Genomic DNA, 22096 nt, shown 5'->3' on the forward strand with positions numbered 1-22096 from the left:
TTATGTTATCTACATTAGTATTTGTTCCTTTAATTGGAGCGATTATCACTATGTTCTTGCCAAAAGAAGAAGATAGGATAATTAAGATATTTGCTCTGTTAGTAAGTTTAATTCCTATTGTATTGGTAGGAATGATGTGGTTAGATTTTGATATGGCTGCTGCAGGAATGCAGTTTGTTGAAAAAGCAGAATGGATTCCAAGTTTAGGGGTTACTTATCATTTAGGAGTTGATGGGATCAGTTTTCCTTTGTTAGTCATTAGTGCTTTAATTACTACTATGGCAATCATTACATCCTGGAATATAGACCATCGAGTAAAAGACTTCTTTGCTTTTGTTCTTTTGTTAGAAACTGGTCTATTAGGATTGTTTGTTGCTCTTGATTATGTATTATTCTATATCTTCTGGGAGATTGTTCTGGTTCCTATGTATTTCTTGATAGGAATTTGGGGTGGACCTAGAAGACGTTATGCTTCAATTAAGTTCTTCATCTATACCTTGTTAGGTAGTGTAGTGATGCTAGTTGGTATTTTGGCTCTATACTTTGGGAGTGGGTTACAGACATTCGATATATTAACTATTGCCCAACAGGCTAATCTATCTCCAACCTTCCAATGGTGGTTGTTCTTGGCTTTCTTCTTAGGATTTGCAGTCAAGGTACCAGTCTTCCCGTTTCACACTTGGTTACCTGATGCTCACGTGGAAGCGCCAACTGGCGGTAGTATGTTACTAGCTGGTGTATTATTAAAGATGGGGGCTTATGGGTTCTATAGAATTTCATATACTACTTTTCCGGATGCTGCACAATCTTTCGCTTTATTCATGGGAGTCTTAGGAGTTGTTAATATTATTTACGGTGCATTAGCTGCTATGGCTCAAGAGGATGTTAAGAAGATGGCTGCTTATTCAAGTATTAGTCATATGGGCTTTGTGTTGGTTGGTTTAGCAGCAATGACTCCGATGTCAATGAATGGTGGATTATATGTTCTCTTTTCACACGGATTGATTTCACCACTAATGTTCTTCTTTGTAGGTAGTGTCTTTTATGATAGAACTCATACACGAATGATGGGAGAATTAGGAGGCTTATATACTAAGATTCCATTAGCAGCTGGTTTACTTGCTTTTACCGCTTTTGCTAATCTAGGTCTACCAGGGTTATCTGGATTTATTGGTGAGTTCTTCACCTTTGCTGGTACTTGGACTGAGTTGCCTAATTTAGTAATGATTGCGGTAGTTGGTTTAGTATTCACTGCGGCTTATCATTTGCGGATGATGCAAAAAGTATTAATGGGTGATGCGCCTGCTAAGTACGATGGACTACCGGATATTAGTGCTCGGGAATTATGGGTAGCAATTCCATTAATGTTACTTATCATTTGGGCTGGCATCTATCCCAATACTTTATTATCATTCTTTAATCCATCAGTAGAGTCAATCTTAGCAGTACTAGGAGTGATGTAATATGAATGTTGGAATCTTTACTCCAGAAATAGTGATGGTTATTACACTAATAGTTATTTTAGGTGTTAAGTATCTGGCTAAGAATCAATTTACAGTGGGATTAACAGCAGTAGTGGGCTTGATAACTGCTGGAGTTTCATTAGCTTATCTAACTGATGACTTAGGCATGATATGGGGACACTCATTTGTTGTAGATAGTTATTCTATCTTCTTTAAAGCTTTATTAATAGGTGTTGCTGTGGTAGTAAGTGTCATCTCATTTAAGTATGTAGAGGAGAAGAAGATAAAGCCTGGTGAATTCTATAGTTTATTAGTTGCTTCGACATTAGGTATGTTAGTGATGGTTTCGTCTTATAGTTTAGTTTCAATCTATATAGGATTGGAGTTAATGTCAATTTCGGCTTATATTCTTATCGGTATGTTACAGGAGGATAAGCGTTCAACTGAAGCAGCATTAAAGTACTTATTAATTGGAGCATTAACTTCAGCATTATTACTCTTTGGAGTTTCTCTACTTTATGGAGTGACTGGTACTACCAATTTAATTCAGATTGCTGAAGTAGTAAGCTCTGGCCAAGGTGCTTTAACAGCTACAGCTGCTTCTATGACTCCACTTTTGATGATGGGAGTAGTCTTCGTTTTAGCCGGTTTTGGGTTTAAAGTAGCAGCTGTACCATTCCATATGTGGGCACCTGATACTTATGAAGGAGCACCGACTTCGATTACTGCTTTTTTGATCACTGGTTCTGAAGCGGCAGCATTTGCAGCATTGTTAAGAGTGTTTAATGTAGGACTTAGTGAATTGGCAGAAACTTGGTCACTATTGATTGCGATTTTAGCTCTGCTTTCAATGACTTTAGGTAATATTGGTGCTTTAACTCAGACCAATGTTAAGCGAATGATGGCTTATTCAGCTATTGCTCAGGCAGGTTATGTGTTAGTAGGGGTTGCTGTTGCTACTCAAAGTGGAATCTTCCCGGTACTTTACTATCTGTTAGCTTATGCATTTATGACTCTAGGTTGTTTTGCAGTCATAATCTTGCTTAGTAATAACTTCGATAGTGAAGAGTTAGATGACTTTAGAGGATTGAGTGAGAAGGCACCAATGTTTGCTGCGGCAATGACTCTATTCTTTTTATCATTAGTTGGAATTCCACCAACAGGAGGATTTTTAGGTAAATTCTTTATCTTTAAAGCAGCGATAGGGAGTAACTATCTATGGTTAGCCTTAGCAATGGCAATTAATAGTGTTATCTCTTTACCTTACTACTATGGTGTAGTAAAGAATATGTACCTTGAAAGCCCAACTAATAATATGAAACTGACTATACCATCAGAATTAAAATTTGTAGTCGGATTTTCAGCAATAGCGATTTTAGGATTGGGCATTATTCCTGAAAAGTTTATTAACCTAATTCAATTAGCAGCTAACTTTGTCTTCTAAACTAATATGAAATAAAAGTATTTAGGAGGTGCTCAAATGTATGAGTTTAATGGGATTGTAATATTCTTTATTCTGGGTCTATTAATGCCTATTGGTGCTTTGATTGGAGCTTATATCTTAGCGCCTACAAAGTCATCCCCACAAAAATATTTAACGTATGAATGTGGTCTAGATACCAGAGGAGAAACTTGGGTTCAGTTTAAGATCTGTTACTTTCTATATGCATTAGTCTTTTTAGTCTTCGATGTAGAAACGATATTTTTATACCCATGGGCTGTTACTTTTCAACAGCTAGGAACATTTGCTTTTGTTGAAATGTTTATCTTTATTGCAATATTGATAATAGGCTTTGTTTATGCCTGGAAGGAAGGTGCGTTAGAATGGTTTTAGATGAAAAGAATAGGAGTAGAGTTTCTCTACTCCATGAAATTTTAGATAAAGATAATGTAAAGAATAATATAGTTTTAACTACTGTTGATAAGGCACTTAATTGGGCACGAGGTAATTCAATTTGGCCTTTGACTTTTGGGTTAGCTTGTTGTGCAATTGAGATGATGGCAACAGCTGCTTCACGGCATGATTTAGCCCGGTTTGGTTATGAGGTATTTCGAGCCTCACCTCGGCAAGCTGATTTAATGATTATCGCCGGTACCATTACTAAGAAGATGGAGCCGGCTGTGCTAAGAGTTTACGAGCAGATGCCAGAACCTAAATATGTATTAGCTATGGGCAGTTGTGCTATTAGTGGAGGACCATTTGCTGAATCATATAATGTGGTAAATGGTGGAGATGAATTCTTACCAGTAGATGTATATGTTCCTGGTTGTCCGCCACGACCTGAAGCGTTGATCTATGGAATTTTGGAATTGAGACGAAAAATTCAATCATAAAGGAGGGTCAAGATGAAGCCAAGTGTAATCAAGAATCAAATTGAAGATGGAAGTATTAATATAGAGGCTGATAGGTTATATAAGACAATGAAAATTTTAAAGACAGCATCAGAATTTAATTACGAGTATTTAATTAACCTTACAGCTGTAGATTATCAAGAATACCTAGAAGTAGTATATCATCTATTTTCATTACAAACTGGTGATCGCTTAGAAGTTAAAGTTGAAGTAGACCCTCAAGAACCTGAGGTTCCATCAGTAATGGATATCTGGGGGTCAGCTGATTGGCAGGAGCGTGAAGTTTATGATATGTTTGGGATAACTTTTAGTTGTCATCCTAACTTAAAACGAATCTTACTAACGGATAATTTTGAAGGATATCCTTTGCGTAAGGATTTTAAATTAAGTACTTAAATTTAAACTAAGATAATAAGAAATGAGGTGTAAAAGATGAAAGAGGTTGTTGACCAAGGGATTAAAACGCAAGAAATAGAGGTTAACTTTGGTCCTCATCATCCTAGTACTCATGGTGTTTTTCGAATGGTTTTAACTCTTGATGGTGAGAATGTTCGTAAAGTTAATCCTCATGTTGGTTATTTACATCGAGGTATTGAAAAGTTAGCAGAGAAGCGAACTTATGCACAATGTGTACCTTTTACTGATCGTCTAGATTATATCTGTTCTATGACCAATAATTTAGCTTATGTGCAGACAGTTGAACAGCTATTAGATTTAGAAGTGCCAACACGGGCTGAATATATTAGAGTGATAGTTTCTGAATTACAAAGAATAATTAATCATTGTGTTTTTTGGGCGACTTTTGGTAATGACTTAGGTTCACAAACGGCTTTAATGTATGGCTTTAGAGACCGAGAGATGATTCTAGATGTATTTGAAGAGTTAACAGGCTCACGAATGACTTACAGTTATATGCGGATTGGAGGTGTAGCTAAAGATATCTCCGATGAACAGTTGAAGGAGATAGAAAGAATAGTAGATTATATGCTAGATGAAGCACTGCCAGAATATCATAATTTGATCACTGGTAATGAAATATTCCAAGCACGGACTAAAGATATTGGAATACTCAAACCAGAAACAGCGATTGATTATGGAGTAACAGGTCCTAACCTTCGAGCTAGTGGAGTAGAATATGATGTACGTAAAGACCAGTCATATGGGATTTATGATAAGTTTGATTTTGATGTACCTACAAGAGATAAAGGAGATACATATAGCAGATATATAGTCCGCTTAGAGGAAATAGAACAGAGCTGTTTAATTATTAAGCAAGCGTTAAATATGATACCAGAAGGTAAAGTCCAAGTTAAGAGAGTACCAAAGCGGCCACCAGATGGATCTACTTACAGTAGTATTGAGTCACCAAAAGGTGAGTTAGGCTTCTACTTAGTAAGTGATGGCTCCAAGAGACCATATCGTTTTCGAGTACGTCCTCCGACCTTTATTCACTTGATGGCACTAGAAGAGATGATGATTGGTGAAAAAGTTGCAGATGCTATTGTTATCTTAGGTAGTATTGATATTGTTTTAGGCGAGGTAGATAGGTAAAGAATTATTACTAAAACTAATTTTAATTAGAGGAGACGATTCATATGGGTGCTTTACAGAATTTATTTGTTAACCTAGCTCTATTTTTTCGCGAGAGTATGGTCAATATAGGTTTTTCACAACTTGGCATTGAGGCAACTATGGATCTTGTAGCAGGGATAGGAGTTTTAGCTGTAATCGCTATTTCAGCATTGGTTTTGATCTATGTTGAACGAAAAGTTGCCGGTTTTATTCAAGTAAGATTAGGACCTAATCGAGTAGGACCAAAAGGTACGTGTCAGACTGTAGCTGACGCTTTAAAATTAGTTGGAAAAGAGGATATTATACCAGATAGAGTTGATAAAGTACCATTTATGATAGCACCTATTCTATTTTTTGCTCCAGCAGTTTTGGCTTTTGCTATTATTCCTTTTGGAGAAAATATGATTCCTATAGATATGAATATTGGGATTTTCTATTTCATCGCTGTCTGTTCTTTAAGTACTATTCCTATAATCATGGCTGGATGGAGTTCGAATAATAAGTATTCGTTGTTAGGAGCAATGCGAAGTTTAGCTCAGTCATTAAGCTATGAAATTCCACTAGTATTTTCGATTCTAGGGGTAGTAATGATTACAGGTTCTTTGCAGATGAGTGATATTGTTGCTGCTCAATCGGATATGTGGTTTATCGTAACACAACCGATAGCGTTTTTGATATATCTTATTGCTGGAGCAGCTGAGACTAATCGACCACCTTTTGATTTACCTGAAGGTGAATCGGAATTAGTTGCTGGGTATATGACAGAGTATAGTGGAATGAGATGGGCTCTCTTCTTCTTAGCTGAATATGCACACCTGTTTATAGTTTCAGCTATGGCTACTACTTTATTCTTAGGTGGGTGGCATGGACCTATCTTACCATCTTACATTTGGTTCTTATTAAAGACAGGGTTTATGATCTTTATCTTAATTTGGGTAAGATGGACTTTTCCACGGATCAGAATAGACCAACTATTAAGTTTAGGTTGGAAGTTTTTACTACCACTTTCGTTATTAAATATATTAATAACTGGAGTTGTACTTTATATTATCTAAGTGGGGGTGATTAGATGTATGGGCAAGGATTGTTAAAAGGGTTAGCTACTACTCTAAAAGAGTACTTTGGAGGTTATACTACGCAGGAATATCCAGATGAATATCCTAATCTACCGGATACTTTCCATGGTTCATTTGAATTAGACGTAGATAAGTGTGTTGGCTGTACAGTATGTGATAGAAATTGTCCTAACTCAGTAATTGATTTAAAGATAAATCGTGGTGAAGATAAGAAGAAAGAGATTGTTAGATTTAAAGTTGATTTAACAAGGTGTCAGTTCTGTGGATTATGCACAGAAGGATGTCCAACAAATGCTTTGAAATTTAATCAAGAATTTGAATTAGCTACTTATAATAAAGAGGATTTAATATTGAACTTATTAGCTGAGAAACCAACTCAAACAAAACCAAAGAAGAAAAAAGAAGTCAGTTAACTAATATAGGCTGGAGGTGAAATGAATGGGATTAGAGGCTATAAGCTTCTTGGTTTTAGCGATTATTACCTTAAGTTCGGCTTTAGCATTAGTATTATCAAGAAATATAGTTCATAGTGCCTTGTTTTTAATTCTCAGTTTTGTTGGGGTGGCTGGATTATATCTTTTAATGCAGGCTAATTTTTTAGCTGCGGTTCAAATATTAGTATATGGTGGAGCGATTGCTATAATTTTAGTCTTTGGAGTTATGTTAACTCAAAGAGAAGATATGTCTAGTACTAACCTGTTTAATAAACAGAAAGGATTAGCTCTTTTAGTTGCTTCAGTATTATTAATGGTTATTAGTAGGGTTATTTGGCTGACTAAGTGGGGAAGCATTACTACGATTAAGACTACTGTTCATAATATAGCTACTGTAATGTTACAGCAGTATGTGCTTCCGTTTGAGATAGTAGCTATATTGTTATTAGTAGCAATGATTGGTGCTATAGTTCTAGCTAAAAAGGTAGAGAAAGCAAGCTAAGTATAAAGAATATAATTGAATATTTAAGTCCAGCGACAAGCAGAGTCCAGAGACCATGAGTCCGGAGGCCAGAATTTTATCAAGAGAGTTCTTGATAAAGTTCTGGCCTTAATTTATTTTAAAAAAATATATGAGGTGATAAAAATGTCAAAAGTAGATTTAGTTTTGTTGCATCCACCAAGTGTGTATGACTTTAGAAAGAAATCGATTTTTTACGGCCCGGTTAGTGATTTAATTCCTTCTTCACCAGTATTTGAAATGTATCCATTGGGATTTTTAACAATCCAGAGTTATTTAGAAGAACAAGGTTATAAAGTAAGAATCGTTAATTTAGCTGTAAGAATGATGAAAGATGAGAATTTTGATGCACGAGAGTTTATTTCTAAATTGGATCCTAAAGCTTTTGGAATTGATCTACATTGGTTGCCACATGCACATGGCTCCTTAGAAGTGGCAAAGATAGTTAAGGAAGAGCATCCTGATACTCCAGTTATCTTTGGTGGACTTTCATCGACTTATTTTCATGAAGAGCTAGTAGATTATCAACAGGTTGACTATGTACTACGAGGTGACTGTACCGAGGTTCCGTTCTTAAAGCTTTTGAAGAATATTGAAAATAATAATACTGATAAAGATTCTTTAGAGAAAGTACCTAACTTAACTTGGCAAGATGAAGAACAAACTATTATAAATAAACTAGATTTTAATCCGGATAGTTTAGATTATGTTGATTTAAGACCGGAGATTATGATCAAAAATGTATTTAGATATCATGATTTAGAAAGTATACTACCATTTGATGGTTGGTTAAACAATCCAATTACAACAGTATTTTCAGTGAAGGGTTGTAAGCAAGGGTGTATTACATGTGGGCGTTCAGTGTGCACTAATGAGCACTATAACAAACGCCAAGGTCCGATATTTAGAAGTCCGGCTAGTATGGTAAAGAATATGAAAAAGATTGCTCAGTTCTCTCGCGGGCCAATCTTCATTGTAGGTGATATTAGGCAGGCAGGAGGTGGCTATGTGAGTGAATTTCTCAATAGGTTAAATAAGGCAAATCTTAAGAATGAGATTGTATTTGAGTTATTTAGTCCAGCTTCCGGAAAGTTCTTAAAGAAGATAGATGAATCAGTACAAAATTGGAGCTTAGAGCTTTCTCCTGAAAGCCATAGTGAAGTTGTAAGAAAGGCACAAGATAGAACTATCTTTTATACTAATGAAGAGATGGAAAGAACATTGGATATAGCTACTGAATTAGGTTGTAATCGTATTGATGTTTTCTTCATGATTGGGTTACCTAGACAGACTCCAAAATCAGTACAAGAGACAATTGATTATTGTGAGTATCTGTTTGAGAAGTATGATGAAAGATTATCATGTTTTATTTCACCAATGGGGCCGTTCTTAGACCCTGGTAGCTTAGCTTTCGAGCATCCAGAAAAGATGGGTTATAAGAAGTTGGCGCATACATTAGATGACCATAGAAAGCAATTGACTAATTCTTCGTGGGAAGAAATTCTAAGTTATGAGACAGATTGGATGACACGAAAAGAGATTGTAGAGCAGACCTATTCAGCAGCAGAAAGGTTAAATAAGTTGAAACATAAATACGACAGAATTGATGACCAGACTAATGAGAATATCACTAACCGAATTAGTCAGGCTAAGAAGTTAAAAGAGCTTCTTGAAAAGAAAGATGAAGAGTTAGACTTTGTAGAACATTTAAAACTAAGAGGTGAGATTGACAAGTATAGTATCTCTACTGTTTGTGATAAGACAGAGTTAGATTGGCCAGTTAAATTTATAAAGTTTAAGTTATCAGGAATCTTTAAGATGTTATTAGCTTGAAACTTTAAAGCTTTAAAATAATAAAATTATTTTACTTTTATTACCATATTTGCAGGAGAATACCTCAGAAATCTAGAATTAATATTATAGAAAGGATGTGATGATATAAGTTCTTGTGATAAAAATAACAATCTTGATTATAATCCAATTATATTATAATTAATGACAAAATAATTTAGTTGGATTATATTAATAAACTAATATTCAACTCAAGGTAAATGTTAAGGGGATAGTTTCAAAACTTAAAGATATTAAAGTGTAGACTTTAAGGGGGTCATATTCACTTTAATATCAAAAAAAGGGAGGATCATTAATGAAAGATGTAAGATGTGCCTGTGATAAGTTGGTGTCTAAGATTGAAGAAGACAAGATCATTATTAAGTGTAGGCATTGTAAAAGGTTTGTGGTGATTCAGGATCGTCAGATTACAAGAGTTGAATATAAGAATTATAGACAAAGTTCAGAGACAAGAGTCCAGAGACTTTAAGTCCAGAGGCCAGCGTTGTGTAGTTTACAATGCTGGCTCTTTTATATTTAAAATGAAATATTAAGATTATGCTCATGATTAATTTGAGTCCAGAGACTTTAAGTCCAGAGGCCAGCATCACAGAAGTATTGTTGTGATGTTGGCCTCTATTTTTATTTAATCCAATTTTATTAGAAAGGGGGGATTAACAATGACATTCATCCTAGCAGTTAGCGCATTATTGATAGTGTTGTTTAGTTTTGGAACAGGTTGGTTATTAGTTGATGAAACGTTTGATATTCAGCACAAAGTCTTAAAAGGAGTTACTTTTGTTCTCTTAAGCGGAGTATTACTAGCATTAACTTCAGTGCTTTATACGATGGTTATTTGGCCAACTAATTTTTAAAAGTAATTGATTAGTCAGAACTTATAGTAAAGGAGGTGGAGGTGTGGAGGCAGATGCCATAGATGATTATTTAAGGTGTAAGTGTGGAAAGATTGTTTGTGAGATAGTAGAGGATAAGGTGATTATTAAGTGTAGACACTGCAAACGATTTGTAGTTATTGAAGCCGAACAGGTAAAGACGATTGAGTATAATTGAATATTCTAAATAGAGATAGTCCAGAGACGTTAAGTCCAGAGACCAGTGCTATTAATTTAGCTGGTCTCTATTTTTATTTTTTATTTATTGAAAGGGGTGAAAAATTTAAAAATGAATATAAGAAAAGGATTATATTTAATATTGATGCTGAGTTTATTATTTGTCTTTAATGGTGTGCTTTTAGCCCAGGATAATATTCCTGCTGCTAATAAATCATGTTTGACTTGTCATCAACGAGAAGGGTTTAGCACTAAGCATGACGGCAAAGAGATATCATTAACTGTTGACCCAGCTGTACTAGCAGATTCGGTTCATAAGAATAATCCATGTACTACTTGCCACATGAATATTCAAGGTTTTCCGCATCAAGATGTAGTTTATGGTCAAGAGTTAACAGTACAGGTGACTAAGAGTTGTCAGATGTGTCATGCTAATGTAGCTAAGGATTATAAAGCAAGTAAACACTGGAAGGCAACAAAAAATGGTATGGCTGATGTAAGCTGTAATGCGTGTCATGGTGAGCATAATGTGCAGAAACTAGAACTAACTAAACAAGAGGAAGTTAAAATGTGTACTCAATGCCATCAAGGAGCTATTTTAGAAGGTTATAAGCAGAGTTTTCATGGTAAAGCAGTATTATTAGGCAGTCAAGAATCAGCCAGTTGTGTAGACTGCCATGGCGCCCATAAGGCATTAGGGGATGAAGTAGCTGCCTCACCAGTCTCAGCCAAGAACAAACCAGCTACTTGCGCTAAGTGTCATCAGGATGCGCAAGCAAATTTTGCTAAAGGAAGTGAACACTTAACTTTATCAGCAAAAGATAAGAATAAGATTCCATATTACATTAGTAAAGCGTATATATGGTTGATTATCTTAACTATTGGGTTTATGTTAGTTCATATCTTAATTGAGTTATTTGGTAAGTTTAGAAAGGCTAAGAAAGATGATATTACGATAGATGTAGATGATTCAGATATAGATCTTAATTAAATTTAAGGAGGGATAGATGCTAATGGAAGAAAGAATATCATTCTCTGAAGAACGCGGTCTGATGTTTCAACGACTCACATTGAATCAGCGGATTCAACACTTTGTTAACTTCTTAACTTTCACTACTTGTGTAATAACCGGACTACCAATTAAGTATCATGGAGCAGCTTTATCTGCTAAGATAGTTTCATTATTTGGTGGGTTTGATACAATGTTCTATACACATGTAGTTAGCGGTATATTGATGTTATTAGCGTTTAGTTATCACTTTGTTTACTTAGCAGCATATGCATACTTAAACGAACCTTCATTTGCGATTCTACCAAAGTGGAAGGATGCAGTAGAGATAGTACAAACGATAAAGTATAATTTGGGATTGACAGATGAGCATCCAGAATACGGTAGATACTGTTATAAAGAGAAGATGGAATATTTAGCATTAATTTGGGGTACAGTGGTTATGGGTTTGTCTGGTTTAATGATGTATTTCCCACAGATAACAGTTAAGTTTGTACCCCGTTGGGTAATCGAAGCATTTAGAGCAGCTCATAGTGGTGAGGCGGTACTAGCAGCATTAGCAATCGTTGTTTGGCATATGTATAATGCTCATTTAAGTCCAGACTTCTTTCCAATGAATAAGACTTGGATTACAGGGAAGGTAAGTAAGACGCAGATGGAACATGAACATCCAGAGGAATTAAGAGAGATTATGGATGAGATCGATTATAAGGAAGAATTGAAAACAGATGTTGAAGACTCTAAAAGCTTTAAATTTGCTAATAGCAGAGGGTTAATAGGAGTAGAAATAGCACTTTATGCAGTATTTTTAGTCTGGTTATTAAAGACATTTGTTCCGTTAGGATTTTAGCTTGCAAATTTTAGAATAATTATCTTCCTTTTAAGAAAGAATATTAATAAGTAATTTTAAAAATTCATTCTAAAGAAGGAGGATGATTATGAGTTCATTTAAGTGTAGTGATTGCGGCACTGAATTCTCAGCTCCATTATGTTGTGGTGAGGAGATGGCTAGTGCTGGCAGTAACTATGTTTGCGAAAACTGTGGTAAAGTAATGGATGAGGTAGAAGCTAGTGTTACCGATGTGAACTGTTGCGAATAATTACCTTTTCAAAAGCATCCTGTATTTACAGGGTGCTTTTGCTATTGACAGTACAGAAGTGGGGTGATAAGATGTGGCTTGAAGGAGGGATAGAATGAGAATAAAAGTAGGACTTATATTAATAGGAGTTATGATACTAGTTGTTGGTTGTAATTTAGCTAATATTATTGATTCTTCACCAGCAATTTATAAAGCAGATCAAGAGCTAAAAGGAGATTGGTTTAAAAAGGATCTCCCTCAGAATGGTAAATACAAGTTGATTACAGCTAAGAATAAAGAAGAATTATTAAATGATTGGAGTTTGGAGAAGAATAAACCTTATTACCAAGAATTAAAAGAGACTGATTTAAGTAATAGAGTGGCTATATTAGCATATTTAGGAGAAATGCCAAGTGGAGGTTATGGTATTCAGATTGATAAAGTGGCAAAGAAAGATGATAAAGTATTGGTCAAAGTTAAGCGAGTAAGTCCTAGTCCAGATGATATGGTAACAATGGTGATTACTTATCCTTATGATTTAATTACAATTGATAAAGATAAATTTGGAAGTGCTGAAATTAGCAAGTTGGATTTAGTAGTTGTTAATCAAGATGGTGAAGTATTAAATAAATAAAGAAGTTTTGCGACCTATCTCATTAAATGGAGGTAGGTCTTAGTATTTTTTATGATGTTTTTGAAAGATATCACAGCTACCACTTTGCCAATAAACACATAGATCACACTGAGCATCTTCTAATGCTTCTAAATTAGTTAAAAATGAAATGCCATATCCCTGGGCGGCAGTGATAGCCTCATATTCAGGACATTTGTCAGCGACTTGATGAAGTATTTTTTCGTCATACATTTATTTTATACCTCCTATCATTATCAATTTATAATTATTCTTCCTCAAGGTGATAAATTTTATTCATCTTCTTTTTCATTCTTTAGCAGGATTTAGATTGAAGAATAAAGAATTAGTTGTATAAAGCACTTATATAGTTAATTGCTGATGCCAAAAATTTCTTGTTAATTATGTTCGAAATTTAATTATGTTATGAAATTTACTTATATAAGAGTTCTGGGTATTAAATGGGTATTAAACTTATACTGTTAAAAAGTAAAGGGTGAATTTAGTAGTGAAGAAAAAGTGTCTTTTAATAATTATTATTTTGAGTTTATTAATAATTCTTGCTGGTTGTAATGGACAAGGGAATTTGAAGGTAGTCGTGTATGACCAGCAACAGAATCTAATTAGTGATATTTATGTTGGGCTATATACTTCAGATTTTCAACATAGAGTTAGATTTGCTTATACTATTAAAGGTGAAGCAGATTTTTATGGTTTAAGAAGTGGAATATATGCTGTCAGAATTGTTGGGAACAATATTGAGAAGGAAACTAAAGTAAGAATACAGAGTCAAGAAACCAATTATATTAAAGTAACTCTTAGTAAGTAGAAACGAGGGATTGATATTGATGAGAATTTTCAATAAAAGTAGAGTTGTTATATTAATTTTGCTATTTTTATTATTAATTAGTATGCCAGTAGATGCAGTATCAGATTTGGAAAAGGAAATTGCTAAAAGGAATTTAAAGAGGTATACTGAACGCTATGGGAAAGCCAAGTTAAAACCTAGAGTCAGAAATAAAGTAGAGAAAATTTTTAATAAGTTAGCTAGTAAAGCTGAAAAGGATGCTCCAGATATTGATTTTAAGTTGCATGTAGTTGATACGAAGGTGCTAAATGCTGTCTATTTGGGCGATGGTCATGTGATGTTATTTGAGGGAATGTTAAAAGCGACAGAGAATCGAAATCAATTGGCAGCAGTATTAGCTCATGAATTAGGACATGGAGTTAATGATGATATTCAAGATAGTATTGATTTAATTCAAGGGATTAGATTAGGGAGTCTTTTAATTGACTATGCTAAGGATGGGCAAGTTAATCAAGAAGGTCCGGGTTTTATAACTGCCCTCAGTTGGCAATTGTTACAGAAAGGATTTAGTCGTAAGCAAGAAAGAGAGGCTGACCGTTATTCGGTTTTTTTATTAGAGGAAAGTAATTATGATCCTGCGGGGACTATTGGGTTAATGAAGGTATTAAAAGCGGGTCAAGAAAGAGTGAATGATTCGGAATTATTAGAACTATTTTCTAGTCATCCTAATGTAAATGATCGAATTAATTATTTAGCAGGATTAGTTAGTAAATTAAAAGCAGCTAAGGAATTATACTATTCTCCTATTGCTACGACGAGGCGGTTGACTACTGGATTATTAAGGAATGATATTTCGGTTATCTATTCTACATATTCAGAGATGGTTCATAACAATATTAATTTAGAAAAGTTTAAGGATAACGAGCAATTAATAAAGATTCGTAAAAAGATTAAAGAGTGGCAAGGACAATATCGTTTGAGCTATTCGTTAGAGATTAGAAATCAAGTAGAAGGAACAGCACGAGTAGCGATTACATTCTTTGCAATTAAGAATAATGTTAAACAGAAGTTTAAGCAGCATAAGTTTAAAAGTCATAAGAAAGTTAAGATTCATCAAAAGAAGAAGTTACATAAATTCAAAAAGTTTGATCAGTTAGAAAAAAATGGTGTCTTTGCTATTGACTTAATAAATGAAGAGTATGGTTGGAAGGTTTTAAGAGGGCCGATTATGTATTAAATTAGTATATTTTTTTCTTAGATTCAATACTTATAAATTAGGTAGTACTGAATCTAAGGAGGAGTAGAGTATATGTTTTTGGTTATTAAGAAGAAGTACTTAATATATATACTTTTTGTTCTATTTTTATTTCTTTTTCAGTTAGGGAAAAGATATAGCGATTTGCCGGTCTTTATTCGACTTAGAAATCCTTTGCAGAAGAAGGTAATTGTAATTGACCCTGGTCATGGTGGAATAGATGGAGGGACTAATCGCAAGGGATTATTAGAAAAAAATATTAACTTAGCTATTAGTTTAAAACTAAGAGAGGTATTAGAAGATAATAATGCTGAGGTAATTATGACTAGAGATAAAGATACAGCATTAGATCATTTAAATAGTCGGTCTCGGAGTCGTCACGTCAGAGACTTATGGGCAAGGGTAGAGATAATCAATCAAGAGAAAGTAGATCTGTTTATTAGCATTCATGTTAATGCTGGTTCTTCATATTTAAGAGGACCATTAGTCTTTTATCAAGATGATAATAAAGATTTAGCTCATTTATTTCAAGTAAAGTTAAATGAGATGGAATTTAAAGGTTTAGAACCGGTTGATAATGCACCAATTGAAGGAGATTATTTCTTGCTTAGGAATGCTCAAAAACCTGGGCTCTTAATAGAAGTAGGATATATTACAAATCCTATGGATAATCGTTTATTACAAAAAGATGATTATCAATGGTTAGTAGCTAGAACTCTATATTATGGTATAGAAGAATATTTTTCTAGTTTTGCTTTCTATTTAGATAGATTAGAGCAAGGTTCAACAATAAAAACAAATGGTAGTTTTAAATAGAGATCGTCTGCTGAATTAGCAGGCGATTTTTTGATTTTTCTATTATATATGATATATTAAGTGTTGGAGGAAGTAGTTAAAAAATAATTTAAAAAATTTGCTTTAAAAATGAACTTTTTTTTATTTTTTACGTCTAATATACTGAAAGGTCATTTTACACGGGGGTTATCTTAATGAATAAGGGAGAGAAAGGTTTAATCCAAAAATGTAAGAATGGAGACAAAGATGCGTTTCGCATTTTAATTAATAAATATAAGACAGATGCTGTTAATGTAGCATATCAGATGATTAGTGACCGACAGTTAGCAGAGGATATAGCTCAGGAAGCATTTATCCGTGTTTATAAAAATATTAAAAATTTTAAGGAAGATTCTAGTTTCTTTACATGGTTATATAAGATTATTCTTAATCTCTGTCGTGATTATTTTAGGCAACAGCCGGATGAGGATTTGCTTTCTTTAGAGGAACCACCATTGAGAAATGTTTTAAGGAGACAGGTTCCTGATGAAGAGGATGCTCCGGAGAGATATTTAGAGAAGAAAGAGTTACAGAGAGTAATAATGGAAGGACTTGATACTTTATCTTTTAAACATAGACAAGTAATTATCTTACGAGATATGCAGGGTTTTACTTATCAAGAGATTGCAGATTTTTTAGAGATTCCTTTAGGTACTGTAAAGTCTCGGTTAAACACGGCTCGCAGTCGTTTGCAAAAATATCTAACTAATAGTAAAAAAAAACAGATAAATTAAATAAGTGAGGAGGCTTAAATCATGGAGTGTCATAAGATACAAAGAGAGTTATCAGCTTATTTAGACCAGGAGGTACCATCATTTACTAAAAAGAAGATAGAGAAACACTTAGATGGATGCTATGAATGTAGATTAAAATATGAAGAATTAAGTGCTTTAGTAGGAAATTTAAATAATTATCAATCAATAGGTCTTTCTAATGATTTTACTGATAAAGTAATATGTAAAATTGAAGAGGAAAATGCTATTTATAATTTATCATTAGAGGATTGGTTAAGTAGTTTATTTGTTAATAATAAGTTAATTACTATTGCTATGTTAATTATTTCTTTCTTAGGTGCAATCTCATTAGCATTTATTGCTAATGAACTACAACTCTTTACTTTAGGTACTATATTATATCATCTGTTCAGTAGCTCTTATTTTGTTAGTGATAAGTTAATACAACTATATCCGGAGTTAATGCTTTATTTACAGAGTGCTTTAGTAGTTAGCATCTTAAGTTTTATTGTAGTGATTCAGCGTTTTAAGAAACGTGATGATTCATAATTATTATTAAGGAGAGTTGAAGGATGTCAATCACAAGTAATATAAGTTCCAAACAGATTATTATAATATTAATAATAATATTGTCAATTTCATTATTAAGTATTACCCCTATTTTTGCTAAAGAAGATTCAGAAGTTAAGAATGTAATTGAACATGGCAATGTTATGATTACAAAAGATCAGGTAGTAAAGAATGTAATTGCTGTTGGTGGGGAAGTGATTATTGCTGGGACAGTAAAGGATGATGTAGTAGTTTTAGGTGGAGACTTAGTAATTAAGCCTTCAGCTATAATTCTAGGTAATATAGGAGTAATTGGTGGCAAGGTTACACAAGCATCAGAGGCAAAAATTACGGAAAATATCTTTAATTTAGAATTATTAACGTCAGATTTTGATATTCTATTAGTAGGTCTACTTTTATTACTCTTCTTTATGTTTATTAAGTATTTAGTTGCTATTATATTACTATTATTAAGTATTTTATTAAATTTATTGATTCCCAAACAGATTAATTCTATAGCTGATACAGTTACCAATGATTTTATAAAGGTTGCTTTGATTGGAGTTACTAGTTTGCTTTTATTTAATTTATTAATTATTATTACTGCTTTTACTATAATTGGTTCTGCTTTTAGTCTTCTGTTATTGAGTTTACTATTAGCAGGTATTTTTATTGGTTTAAATGGAATGGCATATTTGATTGGGAAGCAATTGTCGAAATTAATTACAATTAAAATAGATAGTCAAATCACTTTAAGTATATTTGGGATGAGCTTGATAGCTCTATGTTGGTTTATCCCAATAATAGGGGGATTATTCTTAATAGTTTTAGCTACATTAGGATTTGGAGCTATAATTTATAATTTATTACCGTTGAAATAGATAGAGAGAAGTGGAGTGAATAGTGTGGATAATCGGATTAGAAATGGCCTGATCTTCTTTTATATTGTAAGTTTATTAGTAATTGGAGGTATTATTTACTATACAGCAAATTTTGAAACTTGGCAACAGATTTTTAGATTAAAGTTACATTATATCTTATTAACTTTAGTTTTAACCATAGTAATGTGGTTCTTTGATTTTATGAGAATTAAGGAATTAGCAAGAGGAATCGGTGAGGATATTTCCTTTCCTTTAGGTTTTAAATTAGTTTGGACTAATCTATTTTTAGCAGCAGTGACTCCTTTTCAAACTGGTGGGGGTCCAATGCAAGTCTTTTTGCTACATCGAAAGAAGGTATCTATTTCTAGAGGAATCGTTATTACTTCTATGAAGTTTATTATTGCCCTTTTATTCTTTGCTGTTATAAGTCCACTTATTATAATTTTATATCCTGAATTATTGCCGCAAAGTAATTTTAAATATGTATTTTCTTATATCATCTTTTTCTTTGCTTTGACCGGTATCTTGTATATAGCTATTATTTTATTTCCTAAGAGAATTAAAAGCTTCTTATATATAATAATAGATTTTTTAAATAAGTTTAAATTCATCAATAAAAAGCATACTGATAAATTACTAAAGTTCGCTTTAAAGAATATAAATGAATTTAATACTAGTTTTCGAGTATATTTAACTAAAGGAAGGAAAAACTTATTATTAAGTATTATTTATACCATTCTGTTTTTAGTGGTACAATTTAGTATTCCGGTATTATTAATTAAAGCTTTTGGTTTTGAAGTGCCTTTTTTCACGATTATTCTAAATCAAGTTATCTTAACAACATTGATGTATTTTACACCTACTCCTGGTGGAAGTGGAATAGCAGAAGGTGGCTTTATGATTCTATTTTTACGGTATGTGCCTAAGTATTCGATTGGATTACTAATTTTATTGTGGCGATTTTTTGTGATCTATTTAGGTGTTGCATTAGGATTATACGTATTTATTAAGGTTTTAGGTCAGGTTACTTTAGATAAAATTATGAATGTCGAAGGTGAAAAAGAAGGGAGTTGATTTATATGCATATCGCTATGTTTACTAATAACTATCGACCGTTTGTAGGTGGGGTCCCGATTTCAATAGATATTTTTGCTAAAAAGTTTAGAGAGATGGGGCATCAAGTTACTATTTTTGCCCCTAAATATAAGGACCTTACTGAAGATGAGGAGAATGTTGTTCGAATTCCATCGCTGAGAGTACTTAAGCATGGTAATAATTATTTGCCGATTCCTGTGTCTATATTAAGTAGTTTAAAACGAAAGTTTTTTGATTTAGATATAGATGTAATTCATTGTCATCATCCATTCTTTTTGGGAAGAGTAGGGCAGAAATTAGGTAATAAATATGGTATACCAGTAGTTTATACTTACCATACTCGTTATAAAGAATACTGTCATTATCTACCTTTAGGAGTAGATAAGGTTTGTGGAATAGCTTTAGATAAGATAGTTGGGGACTTCTGTAATCAATCTAATTTAGTCTTTACCCCGACTCGAGGGATGACTGAATACTTAAAGAATATTGGTGTTAAATCAGATATTAAGGTAATGCCAACGGGAATGGACCTTAGCAATTATGATGAAGTAGAAGTTGGTGATTATGCTAGTAATAAAGGAATCGATGATAATGAGTTATTACTCTTTGTTAGTAGATTGGCTACGGAGAAGAATATTGATTTTTTAATTAATTCTTTAGAATCGGTGTTAAAGGCAGACTTGAAAAGAAAGTTACTAATAGTTGGAGATGGGCCAGAAAGAAAAAATTTAGTTCAAATGACTAAGGATTTAGGAATTAATGAGCAGGTTGAATTCTTGGGTAGAAAAGAACGTAAAGAACTAATTAAACTCTATAAGATAGCGGATGTTTTTGTTTTTTCTTCTTTATCAGAGACTCAAGGAATGGTAATTACAGAGGCTCTCGCCGGTAAGACACCAGTTGTAGCGTTAGAAGGAACCGGGGTTAAAGATATTATTACTGATGGTGAAGATGGTTATCTATTACAACCTGGTGATAGTCAGGGTTTTGCGCGAAGGGTAGAGAAGTTATTAACAGATAAAGACCTATATCAAAAAATGAGTAAAAAAGCATTAGAGAAGTCTAATCAATATAGTATTGATAAGTTAGCTAACGATGTATTAGGACATTATTATACGCTATGTAAACGTAAAGTTAGCTATCAACCGGAAGTAGTTGTAGGAAGAAGGTAGTTAGGGTTAAGGTTAAGATTAAGGCTAATGATAATAATATTAAGAATTAAGTAATTAATAATGAGGTTCAAACTGAGTATTTACTTGGTTTGGGCTTTTTTGTTTTTATGGTTTAATAGGGGAGTATATTTAATTGTAATATTATTTATGCAGGAAGTTAATTGTTTTGTCTAGTATAATATATTAGTAAATAGAGAGGTTAAGGTTTAGGCTAAGGTTGAGGAAAAACAGAGGAGGTAAATATCACAAATATGATACAAAGAGAAGCAGAGATCTATCATCTTTATCATAGTGGGGTTGCAGTTGAGACTTCTAATTCTTTTTTAATTTTTGATTATTTTAATGATTCTCCAGTTGGTCAAGAAAGAAGTATTGAGAACGGAGTAATAACAGCAGATAGTTTACAAGCTAAAGATAATAATTTAGTATTTGTAAGTCATAATCATGCTGATCATTTCAACTCTGTCATTTTCGATTGGGTAAAGAATAATTCAAACATCAATTATATATTAAGTGATGATATAGACGTCTCAGATAAGAGTAACTACTATAAAGTTAAAGAATACCAAAAACTTGAATTAGATGATATATATATCGAAACATATGGAACTACAGACCAAGGGGTTTCGTTCTATGTAGAAGTAGATGGTCTTAATATCTTCCACTCTGGAGATTTAAACTGGTGGCATTGGAAGAAGTTTACCACTAAAGAGCAAAAAAGAGAGGAAGAGGATTATAAAGCAGAACTTAACAAATTAAAAGGAAAAGAGATTGATATAGCATTTGTACCGGTTGATCCTAGGTTAGAAGAATTTTATTATTTAGCTGGAAGATATTTTGCAGAGAATATTCAACCGAAATTAATAGTGCCCATTCATTTTAGAGATAACTATTATATTACTACAGATTTTGCTGCAGAGATCAAAGAATTACCTGTAGAGACTGTAGAAATTAAGAGAAGAGGTGAAAAAATTAATGAAGCAGGAAGGTGGTAGCCAACGATGAATAGGGATTTAGACAAGATAAAAGAGATGTTACAAAAACCCCCTGGAATTAGTGGCAAAGAAAGATATTTTAATTCTGCTGTTTTAATACCTTTGGTATTAATAGATGGTGAATATCAGTTTTTATCTAAAACAGCCAAGAAAACACCATCTAAATCTGTGATTTAGGTGGTGATAAATTGGCTATTTTAAGTTTAATTAAATATTGAATTTAAAATTACTCTTTTCCTTGATTTTCAATATATTCTTTAATTGTTTCTATGGTAGCACCACCAGTAGATACAACGCAATAGCTTCTAGACCAAAAAGCAGATTCCAAATGGAGGAGGTGTAAAGAAATGAAATTAACTTTTAAATTCAAACCTAATTTTAGTCATAAACAACTAGAAATAGTTAAAGAACTAAGTTGGCATTGTTCAAAATTGTATAATACAGTTAATTATCAAATAAAGAATAATGAAGAAGTCAAACCTGTATATACTCGATTAGAAAATAATTTTAAATCTAATTGGCATACAGATTATTTACACAGCCATAATAGACAACAACTATTTAAACAATTAGCTCAAGATTGGAAAAGTTACTTTAACTCAATCAAAGATTACAATAATAATCCTAATAAATATCAAGGTCAACCAAAACCACCTAATTTTAAATATTTAAATAGTAATCCAAGCGAAATAATATTTACTAACTTAGCTACCAGAATTAGAGAAGGAAAACTGTTA

Annotated in this window: 29 protein-coding genes and 1 pseudogene; 28 read left to right on the forward strand and 2 right to left on the reverse strand. The window is 33.0% G+C overall.

Annotated elements, in window-relative coordinates; all coding sequences use genetic code 11:
* Positions 1-2 precede the first annotated feature (2 nt).
* The 17 genes from BM077_RS12145 to BM077_RS12210 all read left to right on the forward strand — a co-directional run bounded on the left by BM077_RS12145 (position 3) and on the right by BM077_RS12210 (position 13039).
* The gene (locus tag BM077_RS12145) at positions 3-1463 is read left to right on the forward strand and encodes a complex I subunit 4 family protein (RefSeq protein ID WP_089750721.1); all 1461 of its coding nucleotides are present in this window, start codon (positions 3-5) and stop codon (positions 1461-1463) included.
* Position 1464: 1 nt separating this feature from the next.
* Positions 1465-2907, forward strand: a complete 1443-nt coding sequence (locus tag BM077_RS12150; RefSeq protein WP_089750719.1) for an NADH-quinone oxidoreductase subunit N — start codon at positions 1465-1467, stop codon at positions 2905-2907.
* 84 nt (positions 2908-2991) lie between these two features.
* Positions 2992-3297, forward strand: coding sequence for an NADH-quinone oxidoreductase subunit A (locus tag BM077_RS12155; RefSeq protein WP_445082270.1), 306 nt, complete (start codon positions 2992-2994; stop codon positions 3295-3297).
* On the forward strand, positions 3288-3797 hold the full coding sequence (locus BM077_RS12160) for an NADH-quinone oxidoreductase subunit B (protein WP_089750715.1): 510 nt from the start codon (positions 3288-3290) through the stop codon (positions 3795-3797). The genes BM077_RS12155 and BM077_RS12160 overlap by 10 nt, the downstream gene beginning before the upstream one ends.
* A 12-nt stretch (positions 3798-3809) precedes the next feature.
* A complete protein-coding gene (locus tag BM077_RS12165) occupies positions 3810-4211 on the forward strand; it encodes an NADH-quinone oxidoreductase subunit C (RefSeq protein WP_089750713.1) in 402 nt (133 codons plus the stop codon).
* A 36-nt stretch (positions 4212-4247) separates the two neighbouring features.
* On the forward strand, positions 4248-5366 hold the full coding sequence (locus BM077_RS12170) for an NADH-quinone oxidoreductase subunit D (RefSeq protein WP_089750711.1): 1119 nt from the start codon (positions 4248-4250) through the stop codon (positions 5364-5366).
* A 44-nt stretch (positions 5367-5410) separates the two neighbouring features.
* Positions 5411-6442 (forward strand): NADH-quinone oxidoreductase subunit NuoH, encoded by a 1032-nt coding sequence (gene nuoH / locus BM077_RS12175; protein ID WP_089750709.1) that lies wholly within the window; start codon positions 5411-5413, stop codon positions 6440-6442.
* A 14-nt stretch (positions 6443-6456) separates the two neighbouring features.
* Positions 6457-6876 (forward strand): 4Fe-4S binding protein, encoded by a 420-nt coding sequence (locus tag BM077_RS12180; RefSeq protein WP_089750708.1) that lies wholly within the window; start codon positions 6457-6459, stop codon positions 6874-6876.
* Between the two features lie 25 nt (positions 6877-6901).
* Positions 6902-7399: an NADH-quinone oxidoreductase subunit J family protein gene (locus BM077_RS12185; RefSeq protein ID WP_089750707.1), complete on the forward strand. Its 498-nt coding sequence runs from the start codon at positions 6902-6904 to the stop codon at positions 7397-7399.
* 144 nt (positions 7400-7543) lie between these two features.
* The gene (locus BM077_RS12190) at positions 7544-9250 is read left to right on the forward strand and encodes a TIGR04190 family B12-binding domain/radical SAM domain protein (RefSeq protein WP_089750705.1); all 1707 of its coding nucleotides are present in this window, start codon (positions 7544-7546) and stop codon (positions 9248-9250) included.
* 313 nt (positions 9251-9563) lie between these two features.
* The gene (locus tag BM077_RS13780; RefSeq protein ID WP_176941728.1) at positions 9564-9737 is read left to right on the forward strand and encodes a hypothetical protein; all 174 of its coding nucleotides are present in this window, start codon (positions 9564-9566) and stop codon (positions 9735-9737) included.
* 190 nt (positions 9738-9927) lie between these two features.
* On the forward strand, positions 9928-10122 hold the full coding sequence (locus tag BM077_RS12195) for a hypothetical protein (RefSeq protein WP_089750703.1): 195 nt from the start codon (positions 9928-9930) through the stop codon (positions 10120-10122).
* A gap of 43 nt (positions 10123-10165) precedes the next feature.
* Positions 10166-10318 (forward strand): hypothetical protein, encoded by a 153-nt coding sequence (locus BM077_RS13785; protein WP_176941727.1) that lies wholly within the window; start codon positions 10166-10168, stop codon positions 10316-10318.
* 111 nt (positions 10319-10429) lie between these two features.
* A complete protein-coding gene (locus BM077_RS12200) occupies positions 10430-11308 on the forward strand; it encodes a cytochrome c3 family protein (protein ID WP_090095280.1) in 879 nt (292 codons plus the stop codon).
* A gap of 22 nt (positions 11309-11330) precedes the next feature.
* Complete coding sequence (locus BM077_RS12205; RefSeq protein ID WP_218124691.1) at positions 11331-12176, forward strand: formate dehydrogenase subunit gamma; 846 nt, start codon at positions 11331-11333, stop codon at positions 12174-12176.
* Between the two features lie 88 nt (positions 12177-12264).
* Entirely contained in the window at positions 12265-12426 is a 162-nt protein-coding gene (locus BM077_RS13790; RefSeq protein ID WP_176941726.1) for a hypothetical protein, read from the forward strand.
* 94 nt (positions 12427-12520) lie between these two features.
* Entirely contained in the window at positions 12521-13039 is a 519-nt protein-coding gene (locus BM077_RS12210) for a protease complex subunit PrcB family protein (RefSeq protein WP_089750700.1), read from the forward strand.
* Positions 13040-13078: 39 nt separating this feature from the next.
* Here the strand turns inward: BM077_RS12210 and BM077_RS12215 are convergent, their stop codons facing one another.
* Positions 13079-13270 carry a hypothetical protein gene (locus BM077_RS12215; RefSeq protein WP_089750698.1) on the reverse strand — a complete coding sequence of 64 codons (192 nt, stop codon included), beginning with the start codon at positions 13268-13270 and terminating at the stop codon, positions 13079-13081.
* Between the two features lie 274 nt (positions 13271-13544).
* Here BM077_RS12215 and BM077_RS12220 point away from each other — a divergent pair, with 274 nt between their 5' ends.
* From BM077_RS12220 to BM077_RS13795, 10 genes are all read left to right on the forward strand, one after another.
* Positions 13545-13865: a hypothetical protein gene (locus tag BM077_RS12220; RefSeq protein ID WP_089750696.1), complete on the forward strand. Its 321-nt coding sequence runs from the start codon at positions 13545-13547 to the stop codon at positions 13863-13865.
* A 19-nt stretch (positions 13866-13884) separates the two neighbouring features.
* Positions 13885-15081: a M48 family metallopeptidase gene (locus BM077_RS12225; protein WP_089750694.1), complete on the forward strand. Its 1197-nt coding sequence runs from the start codon at positions 13885-13887 to the stop codon at positions 15079-15081.
* 72 nt (positions 15082-15153) lie between these two features.
* On the forward strand, positions 15154-15915 hold the full coding sequence (locus BM077_RS12230) for an N-acetylmuramoyl-L-alanine amidase family protein (protein WP_089750692.1): 762 nt from the start codon (positions 15154-15156) through the stop codon (positions 15913-15915).
* 173 nt (positions 15916-16088) lie between these two features.
* Positions 16089-16667, forward strand: coding sequence for an RNA polymerase sigma factor (locus BM077_RS12235; RefSeq protein ID WP_089750690.1), 579 nt, complete (start codon positions 16089-16091; stop codon positions 16665-16667).
* 21 nt (positions 16668-16688) lie between these two features.
* Positions 16689-17216 (forward strand): anti-sigma factor family protein, encoded by a 528-nt coding sequence (locus tag BM077_RS12240; RefSeq protein WP_089750688.1) that lies wholly within the window; start codon positions 16689-16691, stop codon positions 17214-17216.
* 23 nt (positions 17217-17239) lie between these two features.
* A complete protein-coding gene (locus tag BM077_RS12245) occupies positions 17240-18097 on the forward strand; it encodes a hypothetical protein (protein WP_089750686.1) in 858 nt (285 codons plus the stop codon).
* Positions 18098-18121: 24 nt separating this feature from the next.
* Positions 18122-19171 carry a lysylphosphatidylglycerol synthase transmembrane domain-containing protein gene (locus tag BM077_RS12250; protein WP_176941725.1) on the forward strand — a complete coding sequence of 350 codons (1050 nt, stop codon included), beginning with the start codon at positions 18122-18124 and terminating at the stop codon, positions 19169-19171.
* A gap of 5 nt (positions 19172-19176) precedes the next feature.
* A complete protein-coding gene (locus tag BM077_RS12255; protein ID WP_089750682.1) occupies positions 19177-20364 on the forward strand; it encodes a glycosyltransferase in 1188 nt (395 codons plus the stop codon).
* A gap of 251 nt (positions 20365-20615) precedes the next feature.
* On the forward strand, positions 20616-21359 hold the full coding sequence (locus BM077_RS12260; RefSeq protein WP_089750680.1) for an MBL fold metallo-hydrolase: 744 nt from the start codon (positions 20616-20618) through the stop codon (positions 21357-21359).
* Between the two features lie 6 nt (positions 21360-21365).
* Positions 21366-21536, forward strand: a complete 171-nt coding sequence (locus BM077_RS13795) for a hypothetical protein (protein ID WP_176941724.1) — start codon at positions 21366-21368, stop codon at positions 21534-21536.
* A gap of 49 nt (positions 21537-21585) precedes the next feature.
* Here the strand turns inward: BM077_RS13795 and BM077_RS14235 are convergent, their stop codons facing one another.
* Positions 21586-21729, reverse strand: a complete 144-nt coding sequence (locus BM077_RS14235; RefSeq protein WP_089750678.1) for a transposase — start codon at positions 21727-21729, stop codon at positions 21586-21588.
* Between BM077_RS14235 and BM077_RS12270 the strand changes: the two are divergent.
* Positions 21707-22096, forward strand: a pseudogene (locus tag BM077_RS12270) (RNA-guided endonuclease InsQ/TnpB family protein); the annotation flags it as partial. The gene BM077_RS14235 and the pseudogene BM077_RS12270 overlap by 23 nt on opposite strands.

This window comes from Candidatus Frackibacter sp. WG13, assembly GCF_900114655.1.
GTDB lineage: Bacteria > Bacillota > Halanaerobiia > Halobacteroidales > Acetohalobiaceae > Frackibacter.